Below are 25511 nucleotides of genomic sequence, written 5' to 3' on the forward strand. Positions count from 1 at the left end.
CTGACACACGACTGTCTGTGCCGTCACATTGACGTGAGCCCGACGGCTTGCTCATCGCGCACTCGGTGATGGGCGCAAGCGCTCTGCGAGACCCCCCGAACGCGAACTGGTGGAGGAACGCGAGGAGCCGTCGTCCGGACCCGAGCGGCGCCTACGTACCGTCACACGGCGACGCGCACGCGATCACGGCCAGCGGCCTTGGCCCCGTACAGCGACCGGTCTGCCCGGATGAGGAGATCGTCGGCGGTGATGCCCTGCCGATGCTCCGCCACCCCAAGGCTCACCGTGACATGCAGAGGCCCCGCAGTCGTCTCGAATCGGTGAGCGCTGCAGCGTGCACGCAGTGCCTCGGCGCGGGCGACTGCTTGCTCCTCGGTCGCGCCGGGCAACACCAGGACGAACTCCTCGCCTCCCGACCGTGCGACCACGTCCTCGTCCCTCACCCCAGCGGCCAGGAGCCGCGCGACCTGCTCAAGTACCGAGTCCCCCACCGCGTGTCCGTGAGCGTCGTTCACCTTCTTGAAGCGATCAACATCGAGCATCACGACGCTGAGGGGCGAACCCGTGGCCTCTGCGGCGGCTACGGCCGCCTCGAGCGACGGCCCCAAGTGGCGACGGTTGAACAAGCCGGTGAGAGTGTCGCGGACCGCGAGCTCTGCGAGCTCCTCCCGGAGCCGCTCGAGCTCGGTGACATCCCGCGCCACGACGACGGCACCACGCGAGCGCCCTTCGGAAGAGTGCATCCGCTCGAGGCGGACGTCGAGCACGGTGCTGTCGTCGAGCACCAGCAACCGCTGGTCGACGCCCGCGAGCAGTCGGAGGTAACGATCGTCCACCACCTCCTCCCACGACCGTCCGAGTGCGGTACGCGGTTCTGCTCCCTTTGCCCGCAGCCGTGCCAGCAGCTCATGACCCCGCGGGTTGGCGTCGATGATGACGCCAGTCGCGTCCACCACGACCACCCCGTCGCTGAGCGCCGCCAGCACATCCCTGGTCGAGACGGGCACGACGTCGAGCCGTGCGCGGTAGCGCGCCACCCAAGACCACAGGCCGGCCGTGATCAAGAACAGCAGTGGACCGAGGTCCAGTTGGCCCCTACCCGACGCGAGCAGCAGCACCGTATTGCCGAGAAGCGGAAGGAGAAGGGCGACGAGGGCGATCGCCAGGACCGCGCGGTGGCCGCGAACCGCCGGGCGCAGGGAAAGCGTCAAGAGCAGGGCTGACATGAGCAGCAGGCCATATGAGTAGGCGGAGTGGAGCCAGAAGATCGGCCCGAACTCGAAGGCGAAGCGGCCACCCGCGTCCAGGCCGACTGTGGGATACACGAGGTGCAGCCACGGGTCTGCGGTGATCGCGAGCACCATCACCGCAGGGTGGATGCCGAGCACGATCATCAGTCGGCGCGTCACGCGTCGCTGCCGCCCGGTCAGCACGAGGACGTAGACAACGGTGCAGCCCACCAGCACCGCCACTCCCGGCAGGATCGCGTAGGCGGCTCCGACGCGCGCGGGCTCCCAATGGCCCCATACGACCACTGCCTGCATGATCGCCCACCACGCACCGGAGAACATTGCCAGCGCCAAGGGTCCAGAAAGCTCGTTCTCCCCGCGTCGGCGCCACTGGTAGGAACCGAGAAGCACCGCGAGAACGGCACCGATCAAGGACGCCGCAGTCATCACGTGGATCACGCGCGCCTCCTGTGGGTCGCTGGGCCCGTTCCCTGGCGCTCTCACCCTATCGAGACAGACTGCGCGGCCTGTAGGCCCGTCGTCTCGGCGCGCCGCGTCCCCCCGCGGTCGGCGCGAAACTGAGCGTCCCGCAAGATTCGCTGGGCGCTCCCTCGCGGCACCGAGCGGCCGCCGCCGCGCTAAGGCGAGAAGGGGGCACCGAGGCGTGAGAGGGGCCCTTGGGACGCGTTGGTAGAATTTCTAGGCGGTCTCGACCGACACCAGGTACCTAGAGGGCGGGAGTGAGACGTGATTCGCGTTGGCATCGTGGAGGACCAGCGGTCCAACCGAGAGGATCTGCTCACCCACCTTGCCCGCTATTCCGAAGAGGAGGGCGTGGAGTTCTCGACCCAAGAGTTCGCCGACGGCGAGGACCTGGCGAGGGGATACCGCCCTGAGTTCGACATCCTGCTGCTTGACGTGGAGATGCCGCGAATGGACGGCTTCGAGGCGGCCCGGCGCGTCCGCCAGTCGGACCCCAATGTGGTGATCATCTTCGTGACCAACATGGCGCAGTATGCGATCAAGGGTTACGAGGTCGACGCGCTGAGCTATCTCGTGAAGCCCGTCCCCTACTTCGCCTTCGCGCAAGAGTTGCGCCGTTCGCTTGGCCGCGTGCACCAGTCCATGCCCGAGATGGTGGTGGTGAACGTAGGCGGCACCCTCACCCGCCTGGATACCAGCCAAATCGTCTACGTCGAGTCCATCAAGCACCGCATCACCATCCACACGCTGAACGGCGAGTACACGTTCAGCGGCACGCTCAAGGCGATGGAGTCCGAGCTCGACGGCAAGGCGTTCTTTCGCTCCAACAACTGCTACCTGGTGAACATGAGCCACGTCACCAGCGTCGACTCCACCGGTTGCACGATGGTGAACGGCGACATGCTCGCCGTGAGCCGTCCCCGGCGCCGTGCCTTCCTGGACTCGCTCGCCGATTACGTGGGCGGGCGCGTCTAGTGAGGACGTTGCGCTGATGGAGGATGCACTGCCGGACATCCCTCGCGCCGTCACCGCCCTCGCGGAGTGGTCGGCGTGCGTGGTCTACATCATGCTGATGCGCAAGCGGCTGTCGCGCATCCCGCTGATAGGTGCGCTCGCAGGCGGGCTAGTCGTGCTGCTCGGCGTCCAGTGGATTGCGGGTCAACTGCCACTGGAGCTGTGGACACTCGGCATGGCGCTCGCCGTCGCCGCAATGTACGGCCTGATCATGCTCTGCGCCGATGCCAGCGCTCGCGAGGGTGGCGACCTGTTGGCGCGCGCCTTCGTGCTCGCGGAGCTGGTGGCCTCGCTCGAGTGGCAGCTCCATGTGTTCTTCTACGGCGGCAGCACCGATGGGTCGGGATGGCTGGTGCTTCTGGGACTTGTGTATGTGGCTGGTTTCGCGGGAGCGTACTGGGCGGAGACCCACCACTTCCCCCACGATCACCGCGTGCCCATCGATACCCGCGGACTGGTGGGCGCAGGGGCGGTCGCCATCGTCACGTTCCTGATGTCCAACCTCAGCTTCCTCACCACGTCCACGCCGTTCTCCGGCCGGCTCGACCCAGAGATTTTCTACATCCGCACCTTGGTGGACCTGTGCGGATTCGTGATCCTGTTCGCTCTGCGCGGCCAGCGTCTCGCCCTCCAACGCGCAGCTGAGGTCAGCGCTGTGAGCATGATGCTGCGCCACCAGCGTGAGCACTACCTGCAGTCCAAGCACGACATTGACGCGGTCAACCGCAAGTATCACGACCTCAAGCACTACATCCACGCCATCCGTGCCGAGGCGGATCCAGAGCGCCGAGCGGGCTTCGTGGACCAGTTGGAGGACTCGATTCGCGGGTACGAGCAGTCGATGCTCGACACCGGCTCTACGGTGCTGAACACGATCATTCACGCCAAGCAGCAGCAGTGCGACCGCTCAGGAATCACGCTCACCTGCGTCGTTGACGGCGTTGCCGTGAACTTCATGGAGCCGATGGATCTGGTGACGATCGTGGGCAATGCACTGGACAACGCGATCGAGGCAACCGGACGGCTCGCGGACCCCGAACAGCGCTTGATCCGGGTGGCCATCCACCGCCAGGAGCGGCTCGCGATGATCAAGATCGAGAACTACTTCGAGGGGCCCGTCACCTTCGTGGACGGCCTGCCGCAGACCACCAAGGCCCAGGCCTCCCATCACGGCTACGGGCTCAAGAACATGCGCGAGACTGCAGAGAAGTACGGCGGCTCGCTCACCGCGCGGGCAGAGGATCGTTGGTTCTCGTTGCGGGCACTCATCCCCGTCAAGGAAGTCGCGGTTGCGCCGGCGCATCGCTAGCCTGCCTATGATCCGGCGCCGCGAGTGCCTGGCACTCGGGCGCCGTGCTCGCGAGGGCTCGTGCTCGGTCAGGTGAGCTACGGTGTTAATTCAATTGGAGTGCCCAGGCCGCACCCCGGTACACCGCCACAGAAGCCTTGCGCCCGGGCCTCCCTGGCAGGTTCACCAGGTGCCCGAGCGTGGTGCGACGCAGGCGGCGGTAGACGGCGGGATCGTCAAAGCGGATCTCACGCCATAGCGCCACCTTGCGCGCAAAGTCCTCGTCGCGCCCCGAGCGCAGCAGCATCGTCGAGGAGATCACACACACGATCTGCAAGTGGTGCAGCATGTAACGGTAGAGCGCGGGCGTGACCTCGTACGGGCTGACCTCGACGTCCATCAACATCCGGTTGACCTTGAGCTGCTGGTCGATGCGACGGATCATCACCTGCTCGTTGACCGACTGGTCTGGGCGCCCGATGAAGTAGCGGTACAGGTCCACATCGAGGTAGTACAGGGTCCGCACGTGGGGTAACGGCTCGTACACGTACAAGTTGTCCACGTAGAAGGTGTGCTCAGGCAGGCGCAGGCCGCAGTCACGCAGCACCTGGGTGCGGTACACCAGCGAGTGCATCATCAGGAACTGACTGGTGCGGAACTTCCCCACCTGGTCCCACGAGAACACCCTGCCCTGCGGCAGCACGTTGCCGTAGCGCACCGCACGCTTGCGCCGACGGCCCACCTTCTCGTACACGAAGTTGCTGACCACTAGGTCCACGCTCGCACCGCGGGCGAGGAAGTTGCGCAGAGTTTCGAGCAGAGCAGCGAAGGCGTCCGCGTCGACCCAGTCGTCACTGTCGACGACCTTGAGATAGGCACCGCGGGCCTCGGCGAGCCCGACGTTGATGGCAGAGCCATGTCCGCCGTTGGCCTTGTGGATGGCTCGCACGACGCGCGGATGTGCGGCTTGATACAGGTCGGCGATCGCTCCGGTGGCGTCCGTCGACCCGTCGTCAACGATGAGCACCTCGAGGTCATTGGCCCCCAGCGTGAGCAGGGAGTCGACGCAGCGCTCCATCCATTCGGCCGCGTTATACGACGGCACGACAACGCTCAGGGTGATCATCCCCGGCTCCCTACGATTGCGGCGTGTGGTCGCCGGAGCCAGTGCCCGCGGCGCGCGTGCCGGTGGAAACCGTACCCTGCACGGCCTCGCTCTCAAGACCAACGCCATCCTCGTCCTCGGGCACGCGCTTGAAGATGATCTTGAAGATCGGGAAGAACACCCAGAAGGAGATCGCAGCGTAGATGATCATGGTCAGCACGTCGGCCGTGGTCTCACCGGTCGAGCCCCAGTCGAGGGTGTCGATGAAGAAGTCGTAAACGGGCGCCTTATAGAAACCCTGTGCAGCGGCAGCGATGAACGTGATAACCACGTAGGCGATGAAATACCACATGGCCGCTCTCCATGGCGAGGTGTTCGACTTGAACGTGACGTTGCGCTGCAGGAAGAAGTTGATGATCTGCGCGATGGCGAGCGTGATCTGCACCGCGAGGAAGTAGGCGAGACCGCCCCCGCCCTCGGGAAGAGCGCCGGCTGGGTAGTCGAACATGTAGTACTGCGAACCGTCCACGTCGGAGCCAACCGGCAGCACCTGGAACGAGGTCTCCAGCAGCGACGTGGTGTTGAACCACGCCCGGAACAGCGGCATCAGCGCGAGCTGGAGCACCGTCACCGCCTGCGAGAACACGGTGAACATCAGGAACTGCGCGAAGCCGGGGCGTCGTTCGACGAAACGCGCCCAGGTGTCCTTGATTCGTGTCAGCATCTGATTCTCCTAGTGGATCGGGGCGCGCTTGACGTCAGCCGCGAGCGCGGTCCTCATGCGCTTGTTATCGGAAAGGTTGCGGAAGAAGGCGCGTACCAGGCGTCCCACTCCGCGGAACAGGTGGCCGTTGACGATCTCGGTGATCGCCTCTGCCATGGGGACGCTCACGGCGCCACCGGTCATCTTGGCCGTGGCGCGGAACGGCATGTTGTACAGGAAGTACAGGTTGAGATCAGGGGCGCCCTTGCGTTCGGATCGGTCGATCAGCGCGCGTAGCACCCGTGCCGCGAGCCGCGCGAGCGGGCTCTTGGCGTGGTGCATGGCCCGCAAAGGGTCGTTCAAAGCTAGGTCTCCGCGCTCGGGACGCGCGGCGGGCAGGTGGCGGCCCAGCAGGCGAGCGAACTCCTCGTCCGGCACGTTGGCCACGTCACCGGCGGCATAGTGCGGCAGCCCCGCGGGCGGCTGCTGAGGCGCGTCCCCGGTGAGGGTATGCGCCGCGGTGAGCCGCGCATCGGCCGCGTGCGCGCCGATGACGATCTCGTACTCACCGGTTTCGTTGACCCACCGGTCACCCACCACGTCGAAGGTGCGGAAGGTGTAGCGGTCAAACGGAATCGTGACCCGAGCACGTTCGCCGCGCTCCAGATAGACCTTGCAGAACCCCTTGAGCTCGACCGCGGGACGAATTGCCCCGTCGGTGAGCCGCCGCACGTATAGCTGCGCAACTTCGGCTCCCGCGCCACTGCCGGAATTCTCTACCGAGAAGGTGGCGCCGGCATCGGTCACCGTCAGCGCGCTGTAGGTGAACGCGGTGTAGCTGAGTCCATAGCCGAACGGGAAGCGCACGGGCACCCCGGCCGTGGAGTAGTACCGGTAGCCCACGAACAGTCCCTCGCGGTACAGCGCGGAGTCGCCAGTGGCGGGGTAGTCCCGCTGCGTCGGCGAGTCGCTGAGCGCCAGCGGATAGGTCTCCGCCAGACGCCCCGAGGGGTTGACGGTGCCGGTGAGCACGTCCACCATCGCGGCCGCGCCCGCCTGGCCACCTAGGTAGCCGTGCACAAGCGCCGCGCAGTCGTCAAGCCACGGAAGTTCGACGACGGCGCCTGCGGACAGCACGACGACAATGCGCTCGTTCACTCCGTGCAGGCGGCGCAGCAGCTCGACCTGGTTGTCGTTGAGCCGCAGGTGCTCCCGGTCCTTGCCCTCGGACTCACTGACCTCATCCAGGCCCAGGTACAGCAGGACGGTGTCTGCGGATTTCGCGGCCGCAACGGCCTCGTCTGCCAGCGTCTGGTCCTCGCCGCCGGTGCGCGCAAAGCCCGGTGCGTAGGCGACGATGTCCAGCTCCGATGCGGCGATGGCGTCGAGTGCTGTGGTGACGGTGGTGGCGTTCACCAACGAGGAGCCGGCGCCCTGATAGCGCGGCTCGGCAGCGAAGTCGCCCACCACGGCCACCCTCTCCCCTGCCGGCAGCGGCAGCACCGCATCGTCGTTCTTCAGCAGCACGATGGACTGCTGGGCCGCGCGGCGCGCAAGCTCGTGGTGATCGTCCTTACCAGCACCCCCGGATTCGCCGCCCTCGATCCACGCCGCCAGCTCGCTGAGCTCGGCGGCGCGTGCCGCCAGGTCCGCCCTGTCGAGTTCGCCCGACTCGAGCGCCGCGAGGATCTGACGCGCGGAGTCCAGTCCCGGTGAGGGCATCTCGAGGCCGCCACCGGCACGGATCGCGGCGACGGGATCGTTGCCGCCTCCCCAGTCCGTGATGACCGCGCCGTCGAAGCCCCACTCGTCCCGCAGGATGTCGGTAAGCAGGTGCTTGTTCTCGTGTGCGTAGGCACCGTTGACGCGGTTGTAGCTCGACATGATCACGCGGGGGCTGGATTCGCGCACCACAATCTCGAATGCCGTGAGGTAGATCTCCCGAAGTGTGCGCTCATCGACCACCGAGTCGCTGGCCATCCGGCGCAGCTCCTGGCTATTGACGGCGAAGTGCTTGGGGCTCGCGGCGACACCCTGTGACTGGATACCGCGCACGTAGCCGGCGGCGAGGGTGCCGGCAAGGAAGGGGTCCTCGGAGAAGTACTCGAAGTTGCGTCCGCACAATGGGCTGCGCTTGATGTTCAGGCCCGGGCCGAGCAGCACGTCGACGCCCTGCTCCGCGGCCTCAGCGCCGAGTGCCCGTCCGACCTCTTCGGCAAGCGCGGGGTCCCAACTGTTCGCGACCGTGGCGGCCGTCGGAAAGCACGTGGCCGGCAACGACGCGGCGATCCCCAGGTGGTCGCCCGAGCCGGTCTGCTTGCGCACCCCGTGGGGCCCGTCGGCGAAGAACAGCGACCGGATGCCCGCATGTGGAAAGGCACGTGACTGCCAGATGTTCTCGCCGCTCAGCAGAGCGGCCTTTTCGAGGTCGGTGAGCTCATTGGACATGGTGGGTACTCCGGTCTGACGGGACGATGCGGTGGTCAGATGCCGCTACGGCGCAGGCCGGTGGCGGAAAGCGGGGGGTGCGGTACCGGACGGGACAGGGGGGCCACGCCCGTCCGGTACCGCAGCTCATGGCGGGGCGGTCACACGGTGGTGCCCGCCCCCTTCGCCGTGCCCGCATCCGCGCGATGGCGTCGTACCCGCAGGATGATCATCACCAGGGCTCCGGCGATCGCGAGGCCTATGACGACCGTGGCGACGATCTGCACGACGACCCACGTGGGCGGCGTGTAGTCGACCGTCGCGCCAGGTGCCAGGCCGTTCATCGCGTTGGAGTTCGCAACCGTGTACAGGATGTCGTGGGTCGAGTCCCTGATGTCGGTCACCGCCTTCGCCGAGCTCGTGTCGCCGAAGGACTTCGACGGCTGGAACGTCAGCGTCAGGTCCGTGCCTGCGTGGATGCTCTCGTTCGGGTTCATGTACGGGTACAAGTTGAAGTCCGAGATAGCGAAGCCGTCGAAGCCCCATTCGTCTCGCAGCACCGTGTCCATGAGCGCTACCGAGCCACCGGCCCAGGTGGCACCGATCCGGTTGAAGGAGCTCATCATTCCGCCCGCGCCGATCGTGGTCTCTTCGACTGTTCCCTCGTTGTCCGCCAGGTACTGGACGTCCATCGTGATGTTCTTGACGCCCATCTCGAAGGGCTTGAGGTAGAGCTCACGGATGGTCTGCTCCGTCGCCCAGGTCGCGATGCCGTTGTTGACGCGATTGGTCTCCTGCTCGTTCATGGCGTAGTGCTTGACCATCGTGTAGACGCCCTTGGTCGCCACGCCATTCGCCACCGAGGTGAGCATCTGGCCCGACAGCACCGGGTCCTCCGAGTAGTACTCGAAGTTGCGCCCGCCGAACGGAGAGCGGTGCAGGTTCACCGCGGGTGCGTACCACCCGTTGATGTCCTTGTGCAGCGCCTCGTTGCCGAGCATCTCGCCCATCGCCGTGCCGAGCTCGACGTTCCACGTCTGTGCGATCAGCACCTCCGAGGGGTACGCGACGCCGTTGATCGCGGAGTTGATGAAGGAGGAGAAGCCCGCGGGGCCGTCCGGCTCCAGCGTCTGCGGCTTGCCGATCGAACCGATCGCGGCGGTCTGGTATGCGCCGTTGAGCAGCATGTCCGTCATCTCACCCACGGTCAGCGAGTCGAGAAGCTCGTCCCACTGCGGGTCGTCCTTGTCCAGCCCGCGCATGTCGATGAGCGACAGCTCCGAGCTCGCGCCGGTCGTCGGCATGTCGCCCTCGAACGCCTCGGCGGCCGCGTCGACGTCCCACGCCTCGAAGCCCTCGACGATGGCCTCGTCGGCCACGTAGAGGTCCTCGGTGGGCGCGGTCGGGAAGGTGCCGGCGAAGTCCGCACGGGACATCACCTGAATCTTGCCGTCCTCGCCCTCGGTGGAGAACTCGGCGGAGACATCGTCGAACTGGTTCGTCGTCGCGACCTCATCGCTGGCGCGGGGGTTCGACTCGTCGTAGACAACGGTCTCGTCCACGGTGTACGCGATGGGCTCGGTGCCCTCCGCGATCGTGTGCGAGTCGTTCTGGACGCGGATCTCGTAGTCGCCCTGCTCGAGGATGTAGGACTGTGCGTCCTGGTAGTCGTAGGACGCCATGTCCTCGACCGCGAAGGACACGGTGACGGTCTCAGAGGCGCCCGGCTCAAGCACCGACGTCTTCGCGAAGTCGGTCAGCACGACCTCGGCCTTCTCGATGCCGCCCGTGGTGTAAGGAGCGTTCACGTAGACCTGGACGGCGTCCTTGCCCGCGACGTCGCCGGTGTTGGTGACGGTGACGTCGACCGAGATCTCGCCGTCCACGTCGCCGAGTTCGGCGCCCTCGACCTCCCACGCGAAGTCCGTGTAGGACAGTCCGTAGCCGAACGGGTAGACGACGGCCTCGTCGTAGTCGATGAACCCCTCGGCCGCTGCCGTCTCGTAGTAGCGGTAGCCGATGTAGATGCCCTCGGCGTAGTTCACGAAGGGCGCGTCATCCGTCACAGTCGCGTTGGACGTGGCGCTCTCCGTCGCGGACACCGGGTAGGACGCCTCGATGTTGTCGTAGACGAACTCGCCGAAGTTCACGAAGGTCGGGTCGGCGGTGAAGTCCGAGGCCCACAGGTCCACGGTGTGGCCCGAGGGGTTGACGTCGCCGCTCAGGATGCTTCCCAGGCCGTTGAAGGCAGAGGCCCCGGGCGATCCCGCGAGCAGGATCGCGTCGACCCCGGCGTCGTCCTGGAGCTCGCCGAGCTCGAGCGTGGTGGAGGCGTTGACGACCACCACGACGGTCTCGAAGCTGTCCTGCGCCAGCGCGATGAGGTCCTTCTCGTCCTGGTTCAGCTCCAGCTGGTGCTGGCCCTCCTCGGCGCGGGGGTCCACGTTGTCGGGGTTCGGGATGTCCAGCATGTCCTGCGCGAGGTCGCCGCCCTCGCCGCCGGGACGGCCGATGAAGACCACTCCCGCGTCGTCGTACTCGGCAAACGAGGAGGAGACGGCCTCGTAGCCCTCGATGGGCATCTCGCCGATCGTGAAGGTGGAGTCCAGCGGCAGGTCCATCTCAATGTGGCCGCGCCGGTTCTCCGCCGCGTACTCGTCGATCGCCGTGTACGCCTCGTCGTTGATTGTGAAGCCTGCGTTCTCGAGGCCCGTGCGGGCATCGACGGCCGTGTTGGTGTCGACCGAGCCCGAGCCGGAGCCTCCGTAGACGGGGTCCGCAGCTGCGCGGCCAAGCATGGTCAGGGCGGCTCCACCGTCCAGCGGCAACGCTCCGGCCTCGTTCTTGGCCAGCACGATGCCCTCGGCGCCGATCTCCTCGACCAACTCGCGGGCTGCTGCATCCACCGCGTCCATGTCCGCGTAGTCGGACTCGTAGTACGTGGTGTCCCAGTCGGCAGACTCGTCGGAGTTCGTGAACGTGTAGGTGCCGGAGCCGAACTGGGACGCGACCCATCCACCCGCGGTCACGAGCGCCATGTTCGCGACGACAGTGATGATCGTCACCAACGCGATGATCGGGATCCAGATCGACAGGTACTTCTTGTTGGACATCGGCGCCTTGGCGGCGGAGTCCTTCGACGCTCGTGCGTTCACGTCGTGTCTCCTTCAGTGAGGTGGAGCGTTGGGGCTCAGGGAAATCTCGGGGGGCCGACGCGGCGACCGCTGGTGCGATTGGCGAGCCTGGTGCGGTTGTCGCGACGGCGGGGGGGGGGGGGGGGGGGGGGGGGGGAGAGGAGGNCGACGCGGCGACCGCTGGTGCGATTGGCGAGCCTGGTGCGGTTGTCGCGACGGCGGGGCTCGCCCGGCTGAACGTCAGCCGGGCGAGCCCGCTGGGGGTGGAACAGGGTTACTCGGTCACCTGGGTGATCTCGCCGTCCTGGTTGATCTGCCAGGTCTCGCCGGTCGCGGCTGACTCGGCCTCGATGGTGTAGTCGCCGCCGTCGATGTTGACCGTGCCGGTAACGCGCTCAGCGGCGTCCGTGGGGACAAATGGCATCACCATGAGGCCGTACTTAACGGTGGGGCTGTCGACGTCGCTGGCCAGCATGACCTGTGCCCAGTCGTCGTCGGCCAGCGCCTCGTCGACGGCAGCCTTCGCGGTCTCGAGGTCCGTGGCCACGTCCACAGCGGCCTCCTCGGAGACCTCGGTGTCGGTGCCCGCATCTGCGTCGGACTCGTTCGCGCAAGCGCTGAGACCGAACGCGCCGGTGGCGGCGATCAGGACCGCGAGGCCGCCGGCCCGCATCTTCTTGGTGTTCATGACTGCTCCTTCTTGGGTGTCAGGCCGGGGGAGGGCCCCTGCCCGGGTCTTGCTGTGATGGGCACCGGGGCAACGCCCCAGACCGATCAGATGTCCCAGGTGTGGCCGGCGAATCGCTCCGCCGACCACACCCGGATCCTGGTCTTGCCTATTCCGAGATCGCGCCCGACCAGTTGAGGCCGAAGCCGTAGTCGTACGCGTTGCCGTTCGCATCGGTGTAGGGCGTCATGTCCTTCGCGACGTCCTCCAGCTGTGCCTCGACCGTGTCCATGTCTGCCGGAAACTGGATCGGCAGACGGCCCTGAGGCTCGTGCTGACCCAGTGCAACCTCGACGATGGCCTGGTCATTGGTGCCAAAGCTGACCAGGATCGCGTCCGAGTCCGCTTCGAACTCGGCGGGGATGATTGGGTTCGTGGCCTTGAGCGCGACGATCACGGGGATGTCGTTGCCGCTGGCCTCGACTGCCGCCACCGCACGTTCGAAGGCGTCAAGGTCGGCCTCGTTCGAGATGCGCGAGGTGTTGCCCAGGTACGAGCGGTTCTCCTGCGTGCCGTCCTCGAGGATGTCACCCGAGATCGAGACCTCACGGACGTTCTCGCCATCGGCCGTGTAGGGGCCGTACTGCAGCGAGAACGGGTACCACTCGCCCGTCTCTGCATCCTGACCCGCAGCGGAGAAGTTGTCGCCGTTGTATGGGCTGTCCATTCCCACCAGGACCAGATCGACGTCGCTCAGGTCGGGGGCCGTGTAGCTTACGACCTGACCTTCGTCGTCCAGCTCCACCTCGTCGGTGACGACCGCGCCGAAGAACTGCTCGGCCACTTCGAGGTCGATGGTCGGACCCTCGGTGTAAGCCGGCGGCCCGAACAGGCTCGCCACGCCGAGGTCGTAGGACTGCGGGATGTAGACAGTCGTGTCAGACCAGTCGGACCCCTCGGCGATCACGCCGTCGTTCTTCAGCATGACGACCGAGTCGAGCTGCGCCTGGTAGCCAGCCTCGACCTTGTCCTCGGACGCGAGCACTGCCGCAGACTCCTCGGGGTCCAGGAACGCCGACTCGTAGAGCCCGGCCTGGAAGGTCATGTTGAGGATGCGGGCACCCGACTCCTGGAAGCGCGTCTCCGCGTCGATCTCGAGCTCGCCGGTCTCGAACCGCTCCTGCCAGAGCTCTGCGCCCTCGAGGAGGAAGGTCGCGTCGTTGACGCCACCGAACATGTCGTGACCGGTCTGCAGCACCTTGACATAGCGCTCCGCCGGGGTCATGTCCTCGGCGCCCCACGCGGTGGCGATGAATGCGCCCTCGTCGTTGGCTCCGGTCATGACGCCCCAGTCGGTGACGACGACGCCGCCGAACGAGTTGTCGTCACGGAGAACCGCCATCAGGCCCTCGTCGTAGGCCGTACCTACGCGCTCCCCGAACAGGGGCTCGCCATCGCCGTCCACCGAGATGGAGTACGAGGTCATCACGGCCGCCGACTCCAGCGCGCCCTGGAACACGGACACGTGCTCGTCAAGGTTGTCGCCGGGATACACGCCGTACTTGCCGGTGAAGGTGTGCGACTCGCGGCCGCCCTCGCCGGGGCCGTCGCCGGGCCAGTGCTTGATCATCGCGTTGACCGACTCGGCGCCCCACTCGGACTCACCCGCCGTTCCCTGGAAGCCAGACACGTAGGCACCCGTGAGCTCGGCGGCCTGCTCGGCGTCCTCACCAAAGGTGCCGCCGACGCGGAGCCAACGGGGCTCGGTGGCCAGGTCGACCTGCGGGCTCAGCGCCGTGGTGATGCCCAGTGCGCGGTACTCAGCGGAGGCCATCTCACCGAACTGCCGCGTGTACTCGGAGTCGAACGTCGACGCGAGGCCCAGATTCGAGGGCCAGCGCGAAACATCGGCACCTTCAGCGTTGTATCCGCCAGAGCCCGCCGTCGAGCGCGGGTCCGAGGCGAAGTTCACCGGGACGTAGACGCCCTCGTCGGTCGCCAGCGTCTCGACGAATGCCTGCATCTCGTTGACCCACGGCACCGTGCTGTCCGCGTCGGAACCTGCGGCGTTCAGGACCGCACGAAGGTTGGAATCCTCGAGGTACGTCTTCTGCTCGTCGGTCAGGCCGTCGGCAGGCGAGCGCTCGTGCGAGCTGAAGAGCATCAGCCCCGCGATCTGCTCAACCGTCATCTGCGACGCAAGGTCGGTCGCGCGCTCTGAAGCTTCGAGACGCCAGTCCTCCCACACGTCGAGCTCACCATTGGCGTTCATGTCCTTGAACGCGTAGGTCGAGCCGTCGATCTCCTCTTCGAGCAGTGTGACGCCACCGTCCGCGCTGTAAGAGAGGGTCGGACCGTCGCCCGGGTTGTCGACAACCACAAAGTCCGTGGTGCCGTCGGAGACCTCGCGCTCGGTGTACTCGCCGGCGACTTGCGCCGTCTCGCTGGGCTGAGGCTCGTCCGTCTCGTCCGAGCTGCACCCGGCAACGGAGATCGCAAGACCCACGCCCGCAATCGCGGCGATCCCTCTGATAGGCATGACCTTCATTGGCCTGTCCTTTCCTGTTCGTCATCGTTGACCGGCCCGAGAAACCATCGTCGACGGGCTGGTGCCCGCTGAGCGGGCCGACCCTGCACCCGGTCCACCAAGTGGGCCGAGGAACGTGTCCCAGAAAGTCTCCGTAGTTCACCACCGGGACCGGGGCGGGATCGCACAACCTGTGCGGCCGGTCGCACGTTCTGTCGCCAGATGTCGGCGCCGTGACATTGCCGTGACCATTCCGTGACATCCGCGGCTCCGCGACCGGCAGTCCCCACCAGGATTCGGTGGAGCCCCGCGACCGCCCGCCACCCTCCATCAGCGCGCTAAGGCGGGGAGGGGGGCGAGGTTGAGAGGGACGGGTTGGTTCAGGCGCGGCGCACGCGCACGTCGCCCGCGTGCACCTCGCGGACCTCGCTGCCCGTGTCGACCAGCAGCGCCCCGGACTCGGACAACCCCACGGCGGTGCCGGTGACGGGAGAGCCATCGGGCACGTCCACGGCGAGGTCCCACCCGATGGTGGCGCACACGCGCTCGACTTCGCGGCGGACGCCGTCGCCCTCGGACTCGCCCTCCCACGCTGCTACTGCGTCACGCAGGTGCGCCGCCAACGAGCGCATCAGCCGCACGCGGTCCACGTCTGTCGCGCCGAGCGTCGCGAGAGACGCTGCGTGCGGGACGGGAAGCTCCGCCGACGACTGAGACACGTTGATGCCGATGCCGGCCACCACGGCGTTCTGGCCCGGAACGCCCTCGCAGAGAATGCCGACGGCCTTGCGCCACCGCCCCCAACCGGGGATGTCCTTGGCGCCCGCCTCGACCACCACGTCGTTGGGCCACTTGAGCGCCGCGCCCACGCCTAGATCACGCAGCGCCCGCACGGTCGCGAGCCCGACGACCAGCGGCGCCCACCCCAAGGCGGCGGGCGCGATCGCCTGGGGTCGCAGCACGAGGCTCACCGTCAGCGCCGCGCCCTGCGGCGTCGCCCACGTGCGCCCTGCCCGCCCGCGCCCGGCGGTCTGGTGGTCGGCGACGATGCCGCTCAGGTGCGGCCACTCCTCGGGCGACTCCCCGACGGCACGAAGCAGTGCGGTGTTGGTGGACGGCGAGGAGGCTACGACATCGAGCCGCGACAGCTGGCGGGTGGGGCCCACGATCCCGGCGAGATGCTCGGTCGTGAGCGGCTCGCGGGACGCGGCCACCGCTGCGGGCGAGGGGAGGATCACCCGGCTAGGCTAACGGGCAGACTTACCGAGGAGGAACGTGTCGGATTCCCAGTCCATGAAGTCCACGGCAGGCGCCCTCGAGCACCTGCGCGGCAAGCTCGACGAGGCCGTGGCGCAGCGCGAGGCCACCGCCCGGGACAAGCAGCATGCCCGTGGCAAGAAGTCGGCCCGCGAGCGCGTCGAGCAGCTCCTTGACGACGGCTCGTTCGTGGAGATCGACGCCCTGGTGCGGCATCGCAGCCGCAACTTCGGGCTCGAGTCGAATCGGCCCCCCGGGGACGGCGTGGTGACCGGCCACGGCACCATTGACGGCCGTCAGGTCGCGCTTTACTCACAGGATTTCACCGTGTTCGGCGGCTCGCTGGGTGAGGTGCACGGCGAGAAGATCGCCAAGATCCAGGACTTCGCGCTGCGCACCGGAGTGCCGATGATCGGCATCCTCGACGGCGGTGGCGCCCGCATCCAGGAGGGCGTCGCGGCCCTCACGCAGTTCGCGGAGATCTTCCGCCGCAACGTCGCGAGCTCGGGAGTGATCCCGCAGATCTCGATCATCCTCGGCCCCTCGGCCGGGGGTGCGGTGTACTCGCCCGCGTTGACCGACTTCATCGTCATGGCGGACGGCACGTCGCAGATGTTCATCACGGGTCCCGACGTCATCAAGTCCGTGACCGGCGAGAACGTCACCTTCGAGGAGCTCGGCGGTGGCCACACCCACAACGCCAAGTCCGGCGTCGCGCACTATCTGGCCTCGGACGAGGACGATGCCATCGAGTATGTCCAGCACCTGCTGCAGTACCTGCCGCAGAACAACCTGTCGGACCCGCCGTCGTGGGAGCACGAGGCAGACCTCGAGCTCACCGAGGAGGACACGGCGCTCGACACCATCGTCCCCGACTCGGACAACCAGCCCTACGACATGTCCACAGTGGTGCAGACCGTGCTGGACGACGGAGAGTTCTTCGAGATCCAGCCGCTGTTCGCCCCCAACGTCATCGTGGGCTTCGGCCACGTCGAGGGCCACTCCGTGGGAATCGTGGCCAACCAGCCGCAGTCCATGGCCGGCACGCTCGACATCAATGCCTCCGAGAAGGCCGCGCGGTTCGTTCGCACGTGCGACGCCTTCAACATCCCCGTGCTGACCTTCGTGGACGTGCCGGGGTTCCTCCCCGGCGTCGACCAGGAGCATCAGGGCATCATCCGCCGCGGTGCCAAGCTCATCTACGCCTACGCGGAGGCGACCGTTCCGCTCATCACGGTCATCACGCGCAAGGCCTACGGCGGCGCCTACATCGTGATGGCGTCCAAGCAACTCGGTGCGGACGTGAACCTCGCGTGGCCGACGGCGCAGATCGCGGTGATGGGAGCCGGCGGCGCGGTGAACATCCTTCAGCGCCGCGCGCTCGCCAAGGTTGCCGAGGACGGCGGCGATGTCGAGGCCGAGCGTGCCCGGCTCACCGCGGAGTACGAGGACCAGATCGTCAACCCATACGACGCCGCCGACCGTGGCTACGTGGACGCCGTCATCGAGCCGTCTCAGACGAGGGCGAACATCGTCCGCTCACTGCGGGCACTGCGGACCAAGCGCGCCTCCTTGCCTCCCAAGAAGCACGGGAACGTGCCGCTGTGAGCTGGGGCCAAGAAGACTCCGCGGCAGGCTTGCGCGTGCTGCGCGGATCGCCGAACGACTCCGAGGTGGCAGCGCTTGTCGCCGGAATGGCGGCCATCTCGCAGGCCGCAGAGGAGGAGCCCGAGCCGGGTGCGCCCACGTCCGCGTGGATGGACCGGTCGCGCACGATGCGCGGACAGCACCACTCGCTGCCCCTCGCCCGCGGCGGGGCGGCATGGCGCACCTCGCTCAGGTGAGCGCTCGACTGCTGGCGCTCGGAGTGCTAGCCGCGGCCCCTCAGCTGTATGCGCGCGCCAGCACGCACCGCGACCGTGGTCCCGCCGCGACCGGCGACTTCCGCCCGGCCGATGCGGCCCTCGTCCTGGGTGCACGCGTCTGGGAGGACGGCCGGCCGTCATTGTTCCTGCGTCAGCGGGTCGAGGCTGGGGTCGCGCTCTACGAGCGTGGGCTGGTCGAGCACCTGGTCCTCACGGGATCGGGGCGCAACCGTGAGGGCCTGGACGAGACCGCATCGATGCAACGCACCGCGCTCGAGCTCGGGGTTCCCGCCCAAGACCTGGTGCGCGACAAGTCGGGCCACGACACCCGCGCGTCGGCCCTCAACGCGCGCGACCAGTGGGGGCTGTCCTCGGTGATCGTGTGCTCGCAGGAGTTTCATCTCCCGCGGGCGATGTGGCTGTGCCGCAGCATGGGTCTCGCCGTCCAGGGCGCCTACCCGCCCGTGCTGATCCGGGAGCACACGGCCTTCGGCTACGCCCGCGAACTGCCTGCCTCCTGGAAGGCAGCAATCGAGATCGCGCGCGAGCGGCCGACCCCCACGTAGTCGCTGAACCCGTTGCAGTGACGGCGCCCCCGCAGCACGCGCACCGGGCGCCGAACGGTTGAACTCTCAAGCGGTTAGAATCGGTGCATGACAGCCGAGACCGCGCACGCAACCTCGGCGGCCCTTTCGGCCGCCGACGAGTTGTTGTGGCGCCGATTCTCCGCGGTGCTGGCCACCGTGCCCGCCACGCTCGATGAGCAGCTGCGAGCGACGAGCGGGCTCAACCACTTCCAGTACACCATGCTCGACGCGCTGTCTCACCAGGAGGGGCGCCGGCTGCAGCTCGCTCAGCTCGCCAAAGCCCACGATGCGTCGCTGTCGCGGCTGTCTCACTCGATCACGCGGCTCGAGGCGGCCGGCTATGTCGAGCGGACCACGTGCGACCACGACCGCCGCGCGAACTGGGCGGTGCTGACCGACAAGGGCGCGGACGTGGTCGAGCGCACCCGGGAGGGCTACACGCGCATCATCCGCGAGACCCTGCTGAACCGCGTGCCAGCCGACCAGCGCGAGTCCCTCGCCGCTCTTCTCACGGCGCTCCTGCCCGCGGCCGTGGCCGACGAGTGCTCGAGCCTGGACGCTGACCTCGAGGCGCAACTGGACGTCTAGTCTGCGATGGGCGCGCCCCCGGGAGACACACCCCGCTGAGGACGCGAGAGCGACTCCAGGATCCCCTCGAGTTGGTGCAGCTGCTCGGTGGACAGTTGGCTGATGCTGTCCAGAAAGTCCCGCTCCACCTGAGCCACGATCGCGTCCACGAACGCCTTGCCCTCTGCCGTCGGGCTCAACAACCGCACCCGCCCGTCGTCCGGGTGGCGGGTGCGCTCGACCCATCCTCTGTCCACCAGGCGCTGCACGACCCCGGTCGCGATGTTCGGCCGGACTCCCACGAATGCGCCGACGTCGGAGGTGGGGCGGCCCGGGTACGCGTGAATGAAGATGATCGCGCGGAACTGAGCGAGCGTGAGGTGCTGATCGATCAGCGCCTCGGCCTGGCTGCGCATCTGTGCCCGCATGAGCTCGCCCTGCAGCGCGACGATGCGTTGCTCGAGCGCGCCGCGCCCCTCAGCCTCGTCAGCCATCTGCCACCCTCCACGCCCTCGTCACGGTGATGTCGTGCCCCGAACCTACCGGGGGTGCGCCCGGGCCGAAAGGCCGCCACGCATCGGCGCTTGATACTTCGCCCCACACGAACTATTGTTGCATCCGTCCCCGCCGCCGGGGTCCCCACTCTTCTTCTGCCTGGAGGCACCATGCCTACGCCTGCCGCGACGCCCGTCACCCTCGACGATGCCCTCGCCGAGGGGATCTCCGAGCGCACCTTCCGCCGTCGCTGGGCGATCCTCGCAACGCTGTGCCTGGGACTGATGACAGCCATGATCGCGAACATGAGCCTGAACCTGGCTCTGCCGGACCTCGCGGTCGACTTCTCGCTCACACAGCTCGAGCTCACGTGGGTGGTCGAAGCATTCGCCCTGGTGTTCGCCGCGCTGCTGTTCATCGCCGCAGCCATCGCGGACCGCTACGGGCGCAAGCGGACGATGATGGCGGGCCTCGTCATCTTCGTGCTCGCCTCGCTCTACGCACCACTGTTCGCCGCCACTGGCGGCGAGCTCATCGCCTCCCGCGCGGTGATGGGGATCGGCGGCGCGCTGGTGATGCCCACCACGCTGTCGCTGGTGAACGTAGTGTTCCCCTCCAAGGAGCGCCCCAAGGCCATCGCGATCTGGGCGGCAGTCGCCGGCGTAGGCATGATGATCGGCTCCGTGCTCACCGGCATCCTGCTGCACTTCTTCGACTGGCACTCGGCCTTCATCTTGGGCGCCGTGTTCGGCGTCATCTCCCTCGTCGTCACGTGGCGCATCGTGCCCGAGTCGGTCGACGAGAAGGTCACGCCCGTGGACTGGGTGGGCGGTGCCCTCGTCACCGCCGCACTGGCCGGGATCGTGTACACGATCATGGAAGCGCCGTCTCACGGTTTCGAGGACACCACGACGATCATCGCGGCCGTTGCGGGCGTCGCCGCGCTCGCCGCGTTCATCTGGTGGGAGAACCGCGTCGCGTACCCCATGCTCGACCTGAGCCTGTTCCGCCGCGCCCGCTTCACGCTGTCCGTGATCTCCGTGACGCTCACGTTCTTCGCGATGATGGGTGCCTTCTTTGGCATGACCCAGATCTTCCAGCTGGTGATGGACTACGACTCGCTCATCACGTCGGTCGCGTTCATTCCCGCGATGCTGCCCATGATGATCGTGGGGCCGATGGTGCCCAAGTTGGTCGAGAAGGTCGGCACGCGCTGGACCGTCATCCCCGGCCTGCTGCTCATCGCCGGCGGCTTTGGCCTCATGACCACGTGGCCCACGGTCCCGTCCTACTGGGACTTCTTGATCGCGATGTCCCTCGTCACGCTCGGCATGGCGCTAGTCATGACCCCGGCGACCAACATGATGATGTCCTCTGTGCCGCGCAACCGCTCCGGGATGGGATCCGCGATGAACGACACCACGCGAGAGCTCGGGGCATCGCTCGGCATCGCGGTGCTCGGCTCGCTCATCGCGAACCAGTACGCCTCCAACATCTCCTCCGTCGCCGCGGACCTGCCCGACGAGGCCGGCGGAGCCGTGGGCGACTCCCTGGCCGGGGCCATCGCGGTCACTGACGGGATGGCGGTCGAGGGCGGGTCGATGGCAGATGCCGCGGCTCAGATCGCCTTCGCAGCCCAGGAGGCGTTCATGGACGCCAACCAGCACGCCATGATGATCTCCGCGCTCATCGCCATGGGCACCGCGATCCTGATGCTGATCGCGCTGCCCCGCGGGGACAAGTCGCTGTCCGGGGAGCCGGGAAGCGCACTCCAGGACGACGTCTCGGCTGACGAGGCCGAGAACCCAGCCCCCGCATCGGCCGCCGGCGCTGCCCCCCACTCGACCGCCCCGTCAAAGTAGGAAGCTCGGGACTCATTCGACCTCGAGAGACACCGCGGCCCACGCCACGGGCGGGAGCGTAAACGTCAGCACGCTCCCGTCCAGCCGGGTCTCGAGCGCGCGCGGCACGACCCGGTCGGGCTCGTCGAGCGAGTTCGCGGCATAGACGTCGGGGTCGGACAGCACGTGAGCCTCGCCCACCCGCGTGGCACCGAGCGACGCCACGTCGACACTCACCTCGATCGACTCGCCCAGCGACCGGTTCACGGCGAACACTGCGGCGACGCCCTCGTCTCGCGTGGCGACGGCCGTGACGGCGGGAACGTCCCCGTGCCGCTCGGTCGACACCGACGGGCACTCCACCGTCACGGCGAGAGCCTCCCCCCGAGCGAGCCTCGACGTCAGCGCGAACGGGTAGAACGTGGTCTGGCGCCAGGCCGGGCCGCCAGGCTCGGTCATGATCGGCGCGATCACGTTGACCAACTGAGCGAGCGAAGCGCTCGTTACCCGGTCCGCGTGCCTCACGAGCGAGATCAGCAGCGAGCCGAACACCACCGCATCGAGCACGCTGTAGCGGTCCTCGAGCAGGCGCGGGGCCTCGGGCCAGTGCTCGATGTCGGTGATCTTCTCTTGTTCCATGAATCGCCGCATGTACCAGACGTTCCACTCGTCGAACGAGATGCCCACGGTGCGGTCCGAGCCCGCGGCCTCGCGCGCCTCATCCACGATGGCCGCGACCTCCTCGATGAACGCGTCCATGTCGACCGCGGAGGCCAAGAAGCTCGCCGCGTCGCCGTCGTGCTCCTCGTAGTACGCGTGGCAAGAGATGTAGTCGACCTCGTCGTACGCGTGACGGAGCACCGTGCGCTCCCAGTGACCGAACGTGGGCATGCTGCGGGCGGATGATCCGCACACCACCAGTTCCAGGTCGGGGTCAACCTGCCTCATCGCGCGCGCCGTCCGCGCCGCCAGCTCACCATATGAATCGGCGTTCCGGTGACCTAGCTGCCACGGCCCGTCCATCTCGTTTCCGAGGCACCACATGCGCGCCTGGAACGGCTCGTCGCGCCCGTTCGCGCGCCGGGCCTCCGACAAGTCCGTGCCGCCGCGGATCCGGCAGTACTCGAGCAGGTCGAGCGCCTCCTGCACACCACGTGTGCCGAGGTTGATCGCCAGCATCAACTCGCTGTCCACACGCTCGAGCCACGCAGAGAACTCGTGGAGCCCCACCTCGTTGGTCTCGGTGGAATGCCACGCGAGGTCGAGCCGGCGCGGCCGCTCCTTGCGCGGCCCCACGCCGTCCTCCCAGCGGTACCCGGACACGAAGTTCCCGCCCGGATACCGGATGGCGCTCACGCCGAGCTCGCGCACGAGGTCGATCACGTCCCCGCGAAACCCGTCGGCGTCAGCGGTGGGGTGTCCGGGCTCGTAGATTCCCGAATATATGTGGCGGCCCAAGTGCTCGACGAACCCCCCGAAGAGTCTCCGCTCCACGGGGCCGATGCGGCCGCCGGGTCGGATGGTCAGGTTCGCCTTTGCCACGGATGCTCCTTCGCTCGCGCCGAGCGCGATCACGCGCTGTCGCCGTAGAGGCTACCGGCGAGCGGGCCGAGCCCCACGTGCCTGAGCGTCCGCGCACCGCCAATTGCCATGGAACTTTCATGCCCGGTGACGCCGCGGCTAGCCTTGCCCCATGCTTGTCCCCTTCGTCCTCGCCTCTCAGTCCCCTGCGCGCCTCGCGACGCTGCGCTCGGCCGGCATCGAGCCGCAGGTGATCGTGTCCGCCGTCGACGAGGATGCGGTGCTGGCTCGGGCTCGAGCCGAGTTCGCCGCTCGAGCTGAGGCGGGCATCGGCGCTCCCCTCGAGCTGGCCGATCAGCCGTACCTGCTCGCTCGCGCGAAGGCCGACGACGTCGTGGAGCGCCACCGTCCCGATGCCATCGTCCTGGGCTGCGACTCCATGCTCGAGTTCGACGGCGAGATCCTGGGCAAGCCCGGCACGGCCGAGGTGGCGCGCGAGCGCTGGCGCGCGATGCGCGGGCGCACGGGAGTACTCCACAGCGGCCATGCGCTGGTCGACAACCGCAGCGAACGCCGGGCCGAGACGGGACAGCCCACGCTCGCGGGCGACACGTCCTCGACCGTGGTCGAGTTCGCGGACCTGTCCGACGCCGAGATCGACGCCTATGTGGCGACGGGAGAACCGCTGGGCGTCGCGGGGGCATTCACGGTCGATGGCCTGGGTGGGCCGTACGTGGAGCGCATCGTGGGCGACTTCCACGGCGTGGTGGGGGTATCGCTGCCCCTGCTGCGCAGGCTGCTGCGCGGCCTGGGCGTCGACATCCACGAGCTGCGGACCGCGCGCTGATTGTGCACTCGGCACAACCTACGGGGTCGTAACCCAAGGAACCCCCAAGTTCATTGTAGATAACCGACAAAGGCACTGCTGCGGCCTTAGTCCGCGCACCAAAGTTCTCGGTACCCCGGCCCGCGCACCCCGGGCGAGCCCCGGGCACGCGCTACCGTGATGGACGTGTCTGCCTTCTCCTCTGTCCTCATTGCCAATCGTGGCGAGATCGCCGTCCGTGTGATCCGCGCGTGTGCGGACGCGGGGCTGACGTCCATCGCCGTCTACGCGGAGCCCGACAGGGATGCCCCGCACGTGCACCTCGCGGACGAGGCCTATGCGCTCGGAGGGTCCACTGCAGCCGAGACGTACCTCGACATCTCGCGGATCATCGACGTGGCGCTCCGCTCTGGTGCGCAGGCTGTCCATCCGGGATATGGGTTCCTCGCGGAGAACGCGGGGTTCGCACGCGCCGTCATCGAGGCCGGCCTCACCTGGATCGGCCCGTCGCCCGCTGCGATCGACGCACTGGGAGACAAGGTCTCGGCGCGCCACATCGCGCAACGCGCCGGCGCCCCGCTGGTCCCCGGCACCAAAGACCCGGTCGCTAACGCGGAAGAGGTCCTCACCTTCGCGGACGAGTTCGGCCTTCCCGTGGCGATCAAGGCGGCCTTCGGTGGCGGCGGCCGCGGCCTCAAGGTCGCCCGCACCCGCGAGGAGATCCCCGAGATGTTCGACTCCGCGACCCGCGAGGCGGTCTCCGCCTTCGGCCGCGGCGAGTGCTTCGTCGAGCGGTTTCTCGACCGCCCGCGTCACGTCGAGACCCAGTGCCTGGCGGACCGCCACGGCAACGTCGTGGTGGTGTCCACTCGCGACTGCTCGCTGCAGCGCCGCCACCAGAAGCTCGTCGAGGAGGCCCCCGCGCCGTTCCTGACGGACGAGCAGAACGCCACGCTGGTCCGTTCGAGCGAGGCGATCCTGCGCGAGGCCGGGTACGAGGGTGCCGGAACCTGCGAGTTCCTGGTGGGCGTCGACGGCACCATCTCGTTCCTCGAGGTCAACACCCGCCTCCAGGTCGAGCACCCGGTGACGGAGGAGGTCACGGGCGTGGACCTGGTGCGCGAGCAGTTCCGCATCGCCGCAGGAGAGTCCATCACGGACCTCGCCCCCGTGACCCGCGGCCACTCCATCGAGTTCCGCATCAACGGCGAGAACCCCGCGCTCAACTTCATGCCCTCCCCCGGCCGCCTTCACACCCTGCGCTTCCCGACCGGGCCCGGTGTCCGGATCGACGCCGGCGTGCGCGAGGGCGACACCGTCTCCGGGAACTTCGACTCGATGATCGCTAAGGTGATCGTCACCGGATCCACGCGAGAGCAGGCGATCGCCCGTTCTCGACGCGCGCTGGCCGAGATGGTGGTCGAAGGCATGCCGACGGTGCTGCCCTTCCACCGCGCGGTCCTCGACGCCCCCGAGTTCGTGGCCGCACAGGGGGACTTCGGCATCTACACCACCTGGATCGAGTCCGAGTTCGCAGACACGGTCGCGGCGCTGGGCGGCGCCGGCGCCGGCGCGGATCAGGAGCACGAGGCGGAGGCCACCGAGCGCGTCATCGTGGAGGTCGGCGGCAAACGTCTCGAGGTCGTGCTGCCCGCGTCGCTCGCCCAGGCCGGCCGCGCGGGAGCCCGCCGCGGCGCACCGGCTCGACGCGGTGCCCGCCGCACCGGAAATGGAGCGGCCCGATCCGCGTCCGGCTCGACGCTCACGTCGCCCATGCAGGGCACGATCGTGAAGATCGCCGTCGAGGAGGGCGCCGTCGTTGCCGAGGGCGACCTCGTGGTGGTGCTCGAGGCGATGAAGATGGAACAGCCGCTGCTCGCTCACAAGGCCGGGGTGGTGACCGGCCTCCAGCATGCCGTGGGCGCGTCCGTGAGCTCCGGCACCCTCATCTGCGATATCGCCGACGCCACCTGAC

The 25511-nt window shown here is 67.8% G+C and carries 19 protein-coding genes; 9 read left to right on the top strand and 10 right to left on the bottom strand.

What is annotated here, in order from left to right:
- Positions 1–161: 161 nt before the first annotated feature.
- On the bottom strand, positions 162–1688 hold the full coding sequence (locus ACNI3K_RS08995; RefSeq protein WP_419391542.1) for a histidine kinase N-terminal 7TM domain-containing diguanylate cyclase: 1527 nt from the start codon (positions 1686–1688) through the stop codon (positions 162–164).
- 288 nt (positions 1689–1976) lie between these two features.
- Between ACNI3K_RS08995 and ACNI3K_RS09000 the strand changes: the two genes are divergently transcribed.
- Both ACNI3K_RS09000 and ACNI3K_RS09005 read left to right on the top strand, forming a co-directional pair.
- A complete protein-coding gene (locus tag ACNI3K_RS09000) occupies positions 1977–2687 on the top strand; it encodes a LytR/AlgR family response regulator transcription factor (RefSeq protein ID WP_419391543.1) in 711 nt (236 codons plus the stop codon).
- Between the two features lie 16 nt (positions 2688–2703).
- Positions 2704–4035, top strand: coding sequence for an ATP-binding protein (locus ACNI3K_RS09005; RefSeq protein ID WP_419391544.1), 1332 nt, complete (start codon positions 2704–2706; stop codon positions 4033–4035).
- 85 nt (positions 4036–4120) lie between these two features.
- On the opposite strand, the gene ACNI3K_RS09010 is transcribed toward ACNI3K_RS09005, so the two are convergent.
- The 7 genes from ACNI3K_RS09010 to ACNI3K_RS09040 form a co-directional block, all read right to left on the bottom strand.
- A complete protein-coding gene (locus ACNI3K_RS09010) occupies positions 4121–5140 on the bottom strand; it encodes a glycosyltransferase family 2 protein (protein WP_419391545.1) in 1020 nt (339 codons plus the stop codon).
- A 10-nt stretch (positions 5141–5150) separates the two neighbouring features.
- Positions 5151–5843, bottom strand: a complete 693-nt coding sequence (locus tag ACNI3K_RS09015; RefSeq protein WP_419391546.1) for a GtrA domain-containing protein — start codon at positions 5841–5843, stop codon at positions 5151–5153.
- A gap of 9 nt (positions 5844–5852) precedes the next feature.
- Complete coding sequence (locus tag ACNI3K_RS09020; RefSeq protein ID WP_419391547.1) at positions 5853–8270, bottom strand: glycoside hydrolase family 3 C-terminal domain-containing protein; 2418 nt, start codon at positions 8268–8270, stop codon at positions 5853–5855.
- 140 nt (positions 8271–8410) lie between these two features.
- Positions 8411–11404: a glycoside hydrolase family 3 C-terminal domain-containing protein gene (locus tag ACNI3K_RS09025; RefSeq protein WP_419391548.1), complete on the bottom strand. Its 2994-nt coding sequence runs from the start codon at positions 11402–11404 to the stop codon at positions 8411–8413.
- A gap of 253 nt (positions 11405–11657) precedes the next feature.
- Entirely contained in the window at positions 11658–12071 is a 414-nt protein-coding gene (locus ACNI3K_RS09030) for a hypothetical protein (protein ID WP_419391549.1), read from the bottom strand.
- Positions 12072–12219: 148 nt separating this feature from the next.
- A complete protein-coding gene (locus ACNI3K_RS09035; RefSeq protein WP_419391550.1) occupies positions 12220–14598 on the bottom strand; it encodes a glycoside hydrolase family 3 N-terminal domain-containing protein in 2379 nt (792 codons plus the stop codon).
- Positions 14599–14957: 359 nt separating this feature from the next.
- On the bottom strand, positions 14958–15815 hold the full coding sequence (locus tag ACNI3K_RS09040; RefSeq protein WP_419391551.1) for a biotin--[acetyl-CoA-carboxylase] ligase: 858 nt from the start codon (positions 15813–15815) through the stop codon (positions 14958–14960).
- A gap of 55 nt (positions 15816–15870) precedes the next feature.
- Between ACNI3K_RS09040 and ACNI3K_RS09045 the strand changes: the two genes are divergently transcribed.
- The 4 genes from ACNI3K_RS09045 to ACNI3K_RS09060 all read left to right on the top strand — a co-directional run bounded on the left by ACNI3K_RS09045 (position 15871) and on the right by ACNI3K_RS09060 (position 18874).
- Positions 15871–17442 (top strand): acyl-CoA carboxylase subunit beta, encoded by a 1572-nt coding sequence (locus tag ACNI3K_RS09045; protein WP_419391638.1) that lies wholly within the window; start codon positions 15871–15873, stop codon positions 17440–17442.
- On the top strand, positions 17439–17678 hold the full coding sequence (locus tag ACNI3K_RS09050) for an acyl-CoA carboxylase subunit epsilon (RefSeq protein ID WP_419391552.1): 240 nt from the start codon (positions 17439–17441) through the stop codon (positions 17676–17678). The genes ACNI3K_RS09045 and ACNI3K_RS09050 overlap by 4 nt, the downstream gene beginning before the upstream one ends.
- Entirely contained in the window at positions 17657–18265 is a 609-nt protein-coding gene (locus ACNI3K_RS09055) for a SanA/YdcF family protein (protein ID WP_419391553.1), read from the top strand. The genes ACNI3K_RS09050 and ACNI3K_RS09055 overlap by 22 nt, the downstream gene beginning before the upstream one ends.
- A gap of 87 nt (positions 18266–18352) precedes the next feature.
- On the top strand, positions 18353–18874 hold the full coding sequence (locus tag ACNI3K_RS09060; protein ID WP_419391554.1) for a MarR family winged helix-turn-helix transcriptional regulator: 522 nt from the start codon (positions 18353–18355) through the stop codon (positions 18872–18874).
- On the opposite strand, the gene ACNI3K_RS09065 is transcribed toward ACNI3K_RS09060, so the two are convergent.
- Positions 18871–19347, bottom strand: coding sequence for a MarR family winged helix-turn-helix transcriptional regulator (locus ACNI3K_RS09065; protein ID WP_419391555.1), 477 nt, complete (start codon positions 19345–19347; stop codon positions 18871–18873). The two genes, ACNI3K_RS09060 and ACNI3K_RS09065, sit on opposite strands and share 4 nt — an antisense overlap.
- A 171-nt stretch (positions 19348–19518) precedes the next feature.
- Between ACNI3K_RS09065 and ACNI3K_RS09070 the strand changes: the two genes are divergently transcribed.
- Positions 19519–21210 (top strand): MFS transporter, encoded by a 1692-nt coding sequence (locus ACNI3K_RS09070; RefSeq protein WP_419391556.1) that lies wholly within the window; start codon positions 19519–19521, stop codon positions 21208–21210.
- A 12-nt stretch (positions 21211–21222) separates the two neighbouring features.
- On the opposite strand, the gene arfA is transcribed toward ACNI3K_RS09070, so the two are convergent.
- Positions 21223–22731 carry an arabinosylfuranosidase ArfA gene (arfA, locus tag ACNI3K_RS09075; protein WP_419391557.1) on the bottom strand — a complete coding sequence of 503 codons (1509 nt, stop codon included), beginning with the start codon at positions 22729–22731 and terminating at the stop codon, positions 21223–21225.
- Positions 22732–22882: 151 nt separating this feature from the next.
- Here arfA and ACNI3K_RS09080 point away from each other — a divergent pair, with 151 nt between their 5' ends.
- Together ACNI3K_RS09080 and ACNI3K_RS09085 are read left to right on the top strand one after the other, a co-directional pair.
- Positions 22883–23557 carry a Maf family protein gene (locus tag ACNI3K_RS09080; protein ID WP_419391558.1) on the top strand — a complete coding sequence of 225 codons (675 nt, stop codon included), beginning with the start codon at positions 22883–22885 and terminating at the stop codon, positions 23555–23557.
- Between the two features lie 159 nt (positions 23558–23716).
- Positions 23717–25510, top strand: coding sequence for an acetyl/propionyl/methylcrotonyl-CoA carboxylase subunit alpha (locus tag ACNI3K_RS09085; RefSeq protein ID WP_419391559.1), 1794 nt, complete (start codon positions 23717–23719; stop codon positions 25508–25510).
- Position 25511: the final 1 nt, after the last annotated feature.

The sequence above is a fragment of the Demequina ureilytica genome, assembly GCF_048553575.1.
Lineage (GTDB): Bacteria > Actinomycetota > Actinomycetes > Actinomycetales > Demequinaceae > Demequina.

What these genes read in the sequence shown, in the direction of transcription:
- ACNI3K_RS09005 (WP_419391544.1), top strand. Translation starts at nt 2,704, where the DNA reads ATGGAGGATGCACTGCCGGACATCCCTCGCGCCGTCACCGCCCTCGCG.
- ACNI3K_RS09010 (WP_419391545.1), bottom strand. Translation starts at nt 5,140, where the DNA reads ATGATCACCCTGAGCGTTGTCGTGCCGTCGTATAACGCGGCCGAATGG.
- ACNI3K_RS09015 (WP_419391546.1), bottom strand. Translation starts at nt 5,843, where the DNA reads ATGCTGACACGAATCAAGGACACCTGGGCGCGTTTCGTCGAACGACGC.
- ACNI3K_RS09020 (WP_419391547.1), bottom strand. Translation starts at nt 8,270, where the DNA reads ATGTCCAATGAGCTCACCGACCTCGAAAAGGCCGCTCTGCTGAGCGGC.
- ACNI3K_RS09030 (WP_419391549.1), bottom strand. Translation starts at nt 12,071, where the DNA reads ATGAACACCAAGAAGATGCGGGCCGGCGGCCTCGCGGTCCTGATCGCC.
- ACNI3K_RS09035 (WP_419391550.1), bottom strand. Translation starts at nt 14,598, where the DNA reads ATGAAGGTCATGCCTATCAGAGGGATCGCCGCGATTGCGGGCGTGGGT.
- ACNI3K_RS09045 (WP_419391638.1), top strand. Translation starts at nt 15,871, where the DNA reads ATGAAGTCCACGGCAGGCGCCCTCGAGCACCTGCGCGGCAAGCTCGAC.
- ACNI3K_RS09055 (WP_419391553.1), top strand. Translation starts at nt 17,657, where the DNA reads ATGGCGCACCTCGCTCAGGTGAGCGCTCGACTGCTGGCGCTCGGAGTG.
- ACNI3K_RS09060 (WP_419391554.1), top strand. Translation starts at nt 18,353, where the DNA reads ATGACAGCCGAGACCGCGCACGCAACCTCGGCGGCCCTTTCGGCCGCC.
- ACNI3K_RS09065 (WP_419391555.1), bottom strand. Translation starts at nt 19,347, where the DNA reads ATGGCTGACGAGGCTGAGGGGCGCGGCGCGCTCGAGCAACGCATCGTC.
- ACNI3K_RS09070 (WP_419391556.1), top strand. Translation starts at nt 19,519, where the DNA reads ATGCCTACGCCTGCCGCGACGCCCGTCACCCTCGACGATGCCCTCGCC.
- ACNI3K_RS09080 (WP_419391558.1), top strand. Translation starts at nt 22,883, where the DNA reads ATGCTTGTCCCCTTCGTCCTCGCCTCTCAGTCCCCTGCGCGCCTCGCG.
- ACNI3K_RS09085 (WP_419391559.1), top strand. Translation starts at nt 23,717, where the DNA reads ATGGACGTGTCTGCCTTCTCCTCTGTCCTCATTGCCAATCGTGGCGAG.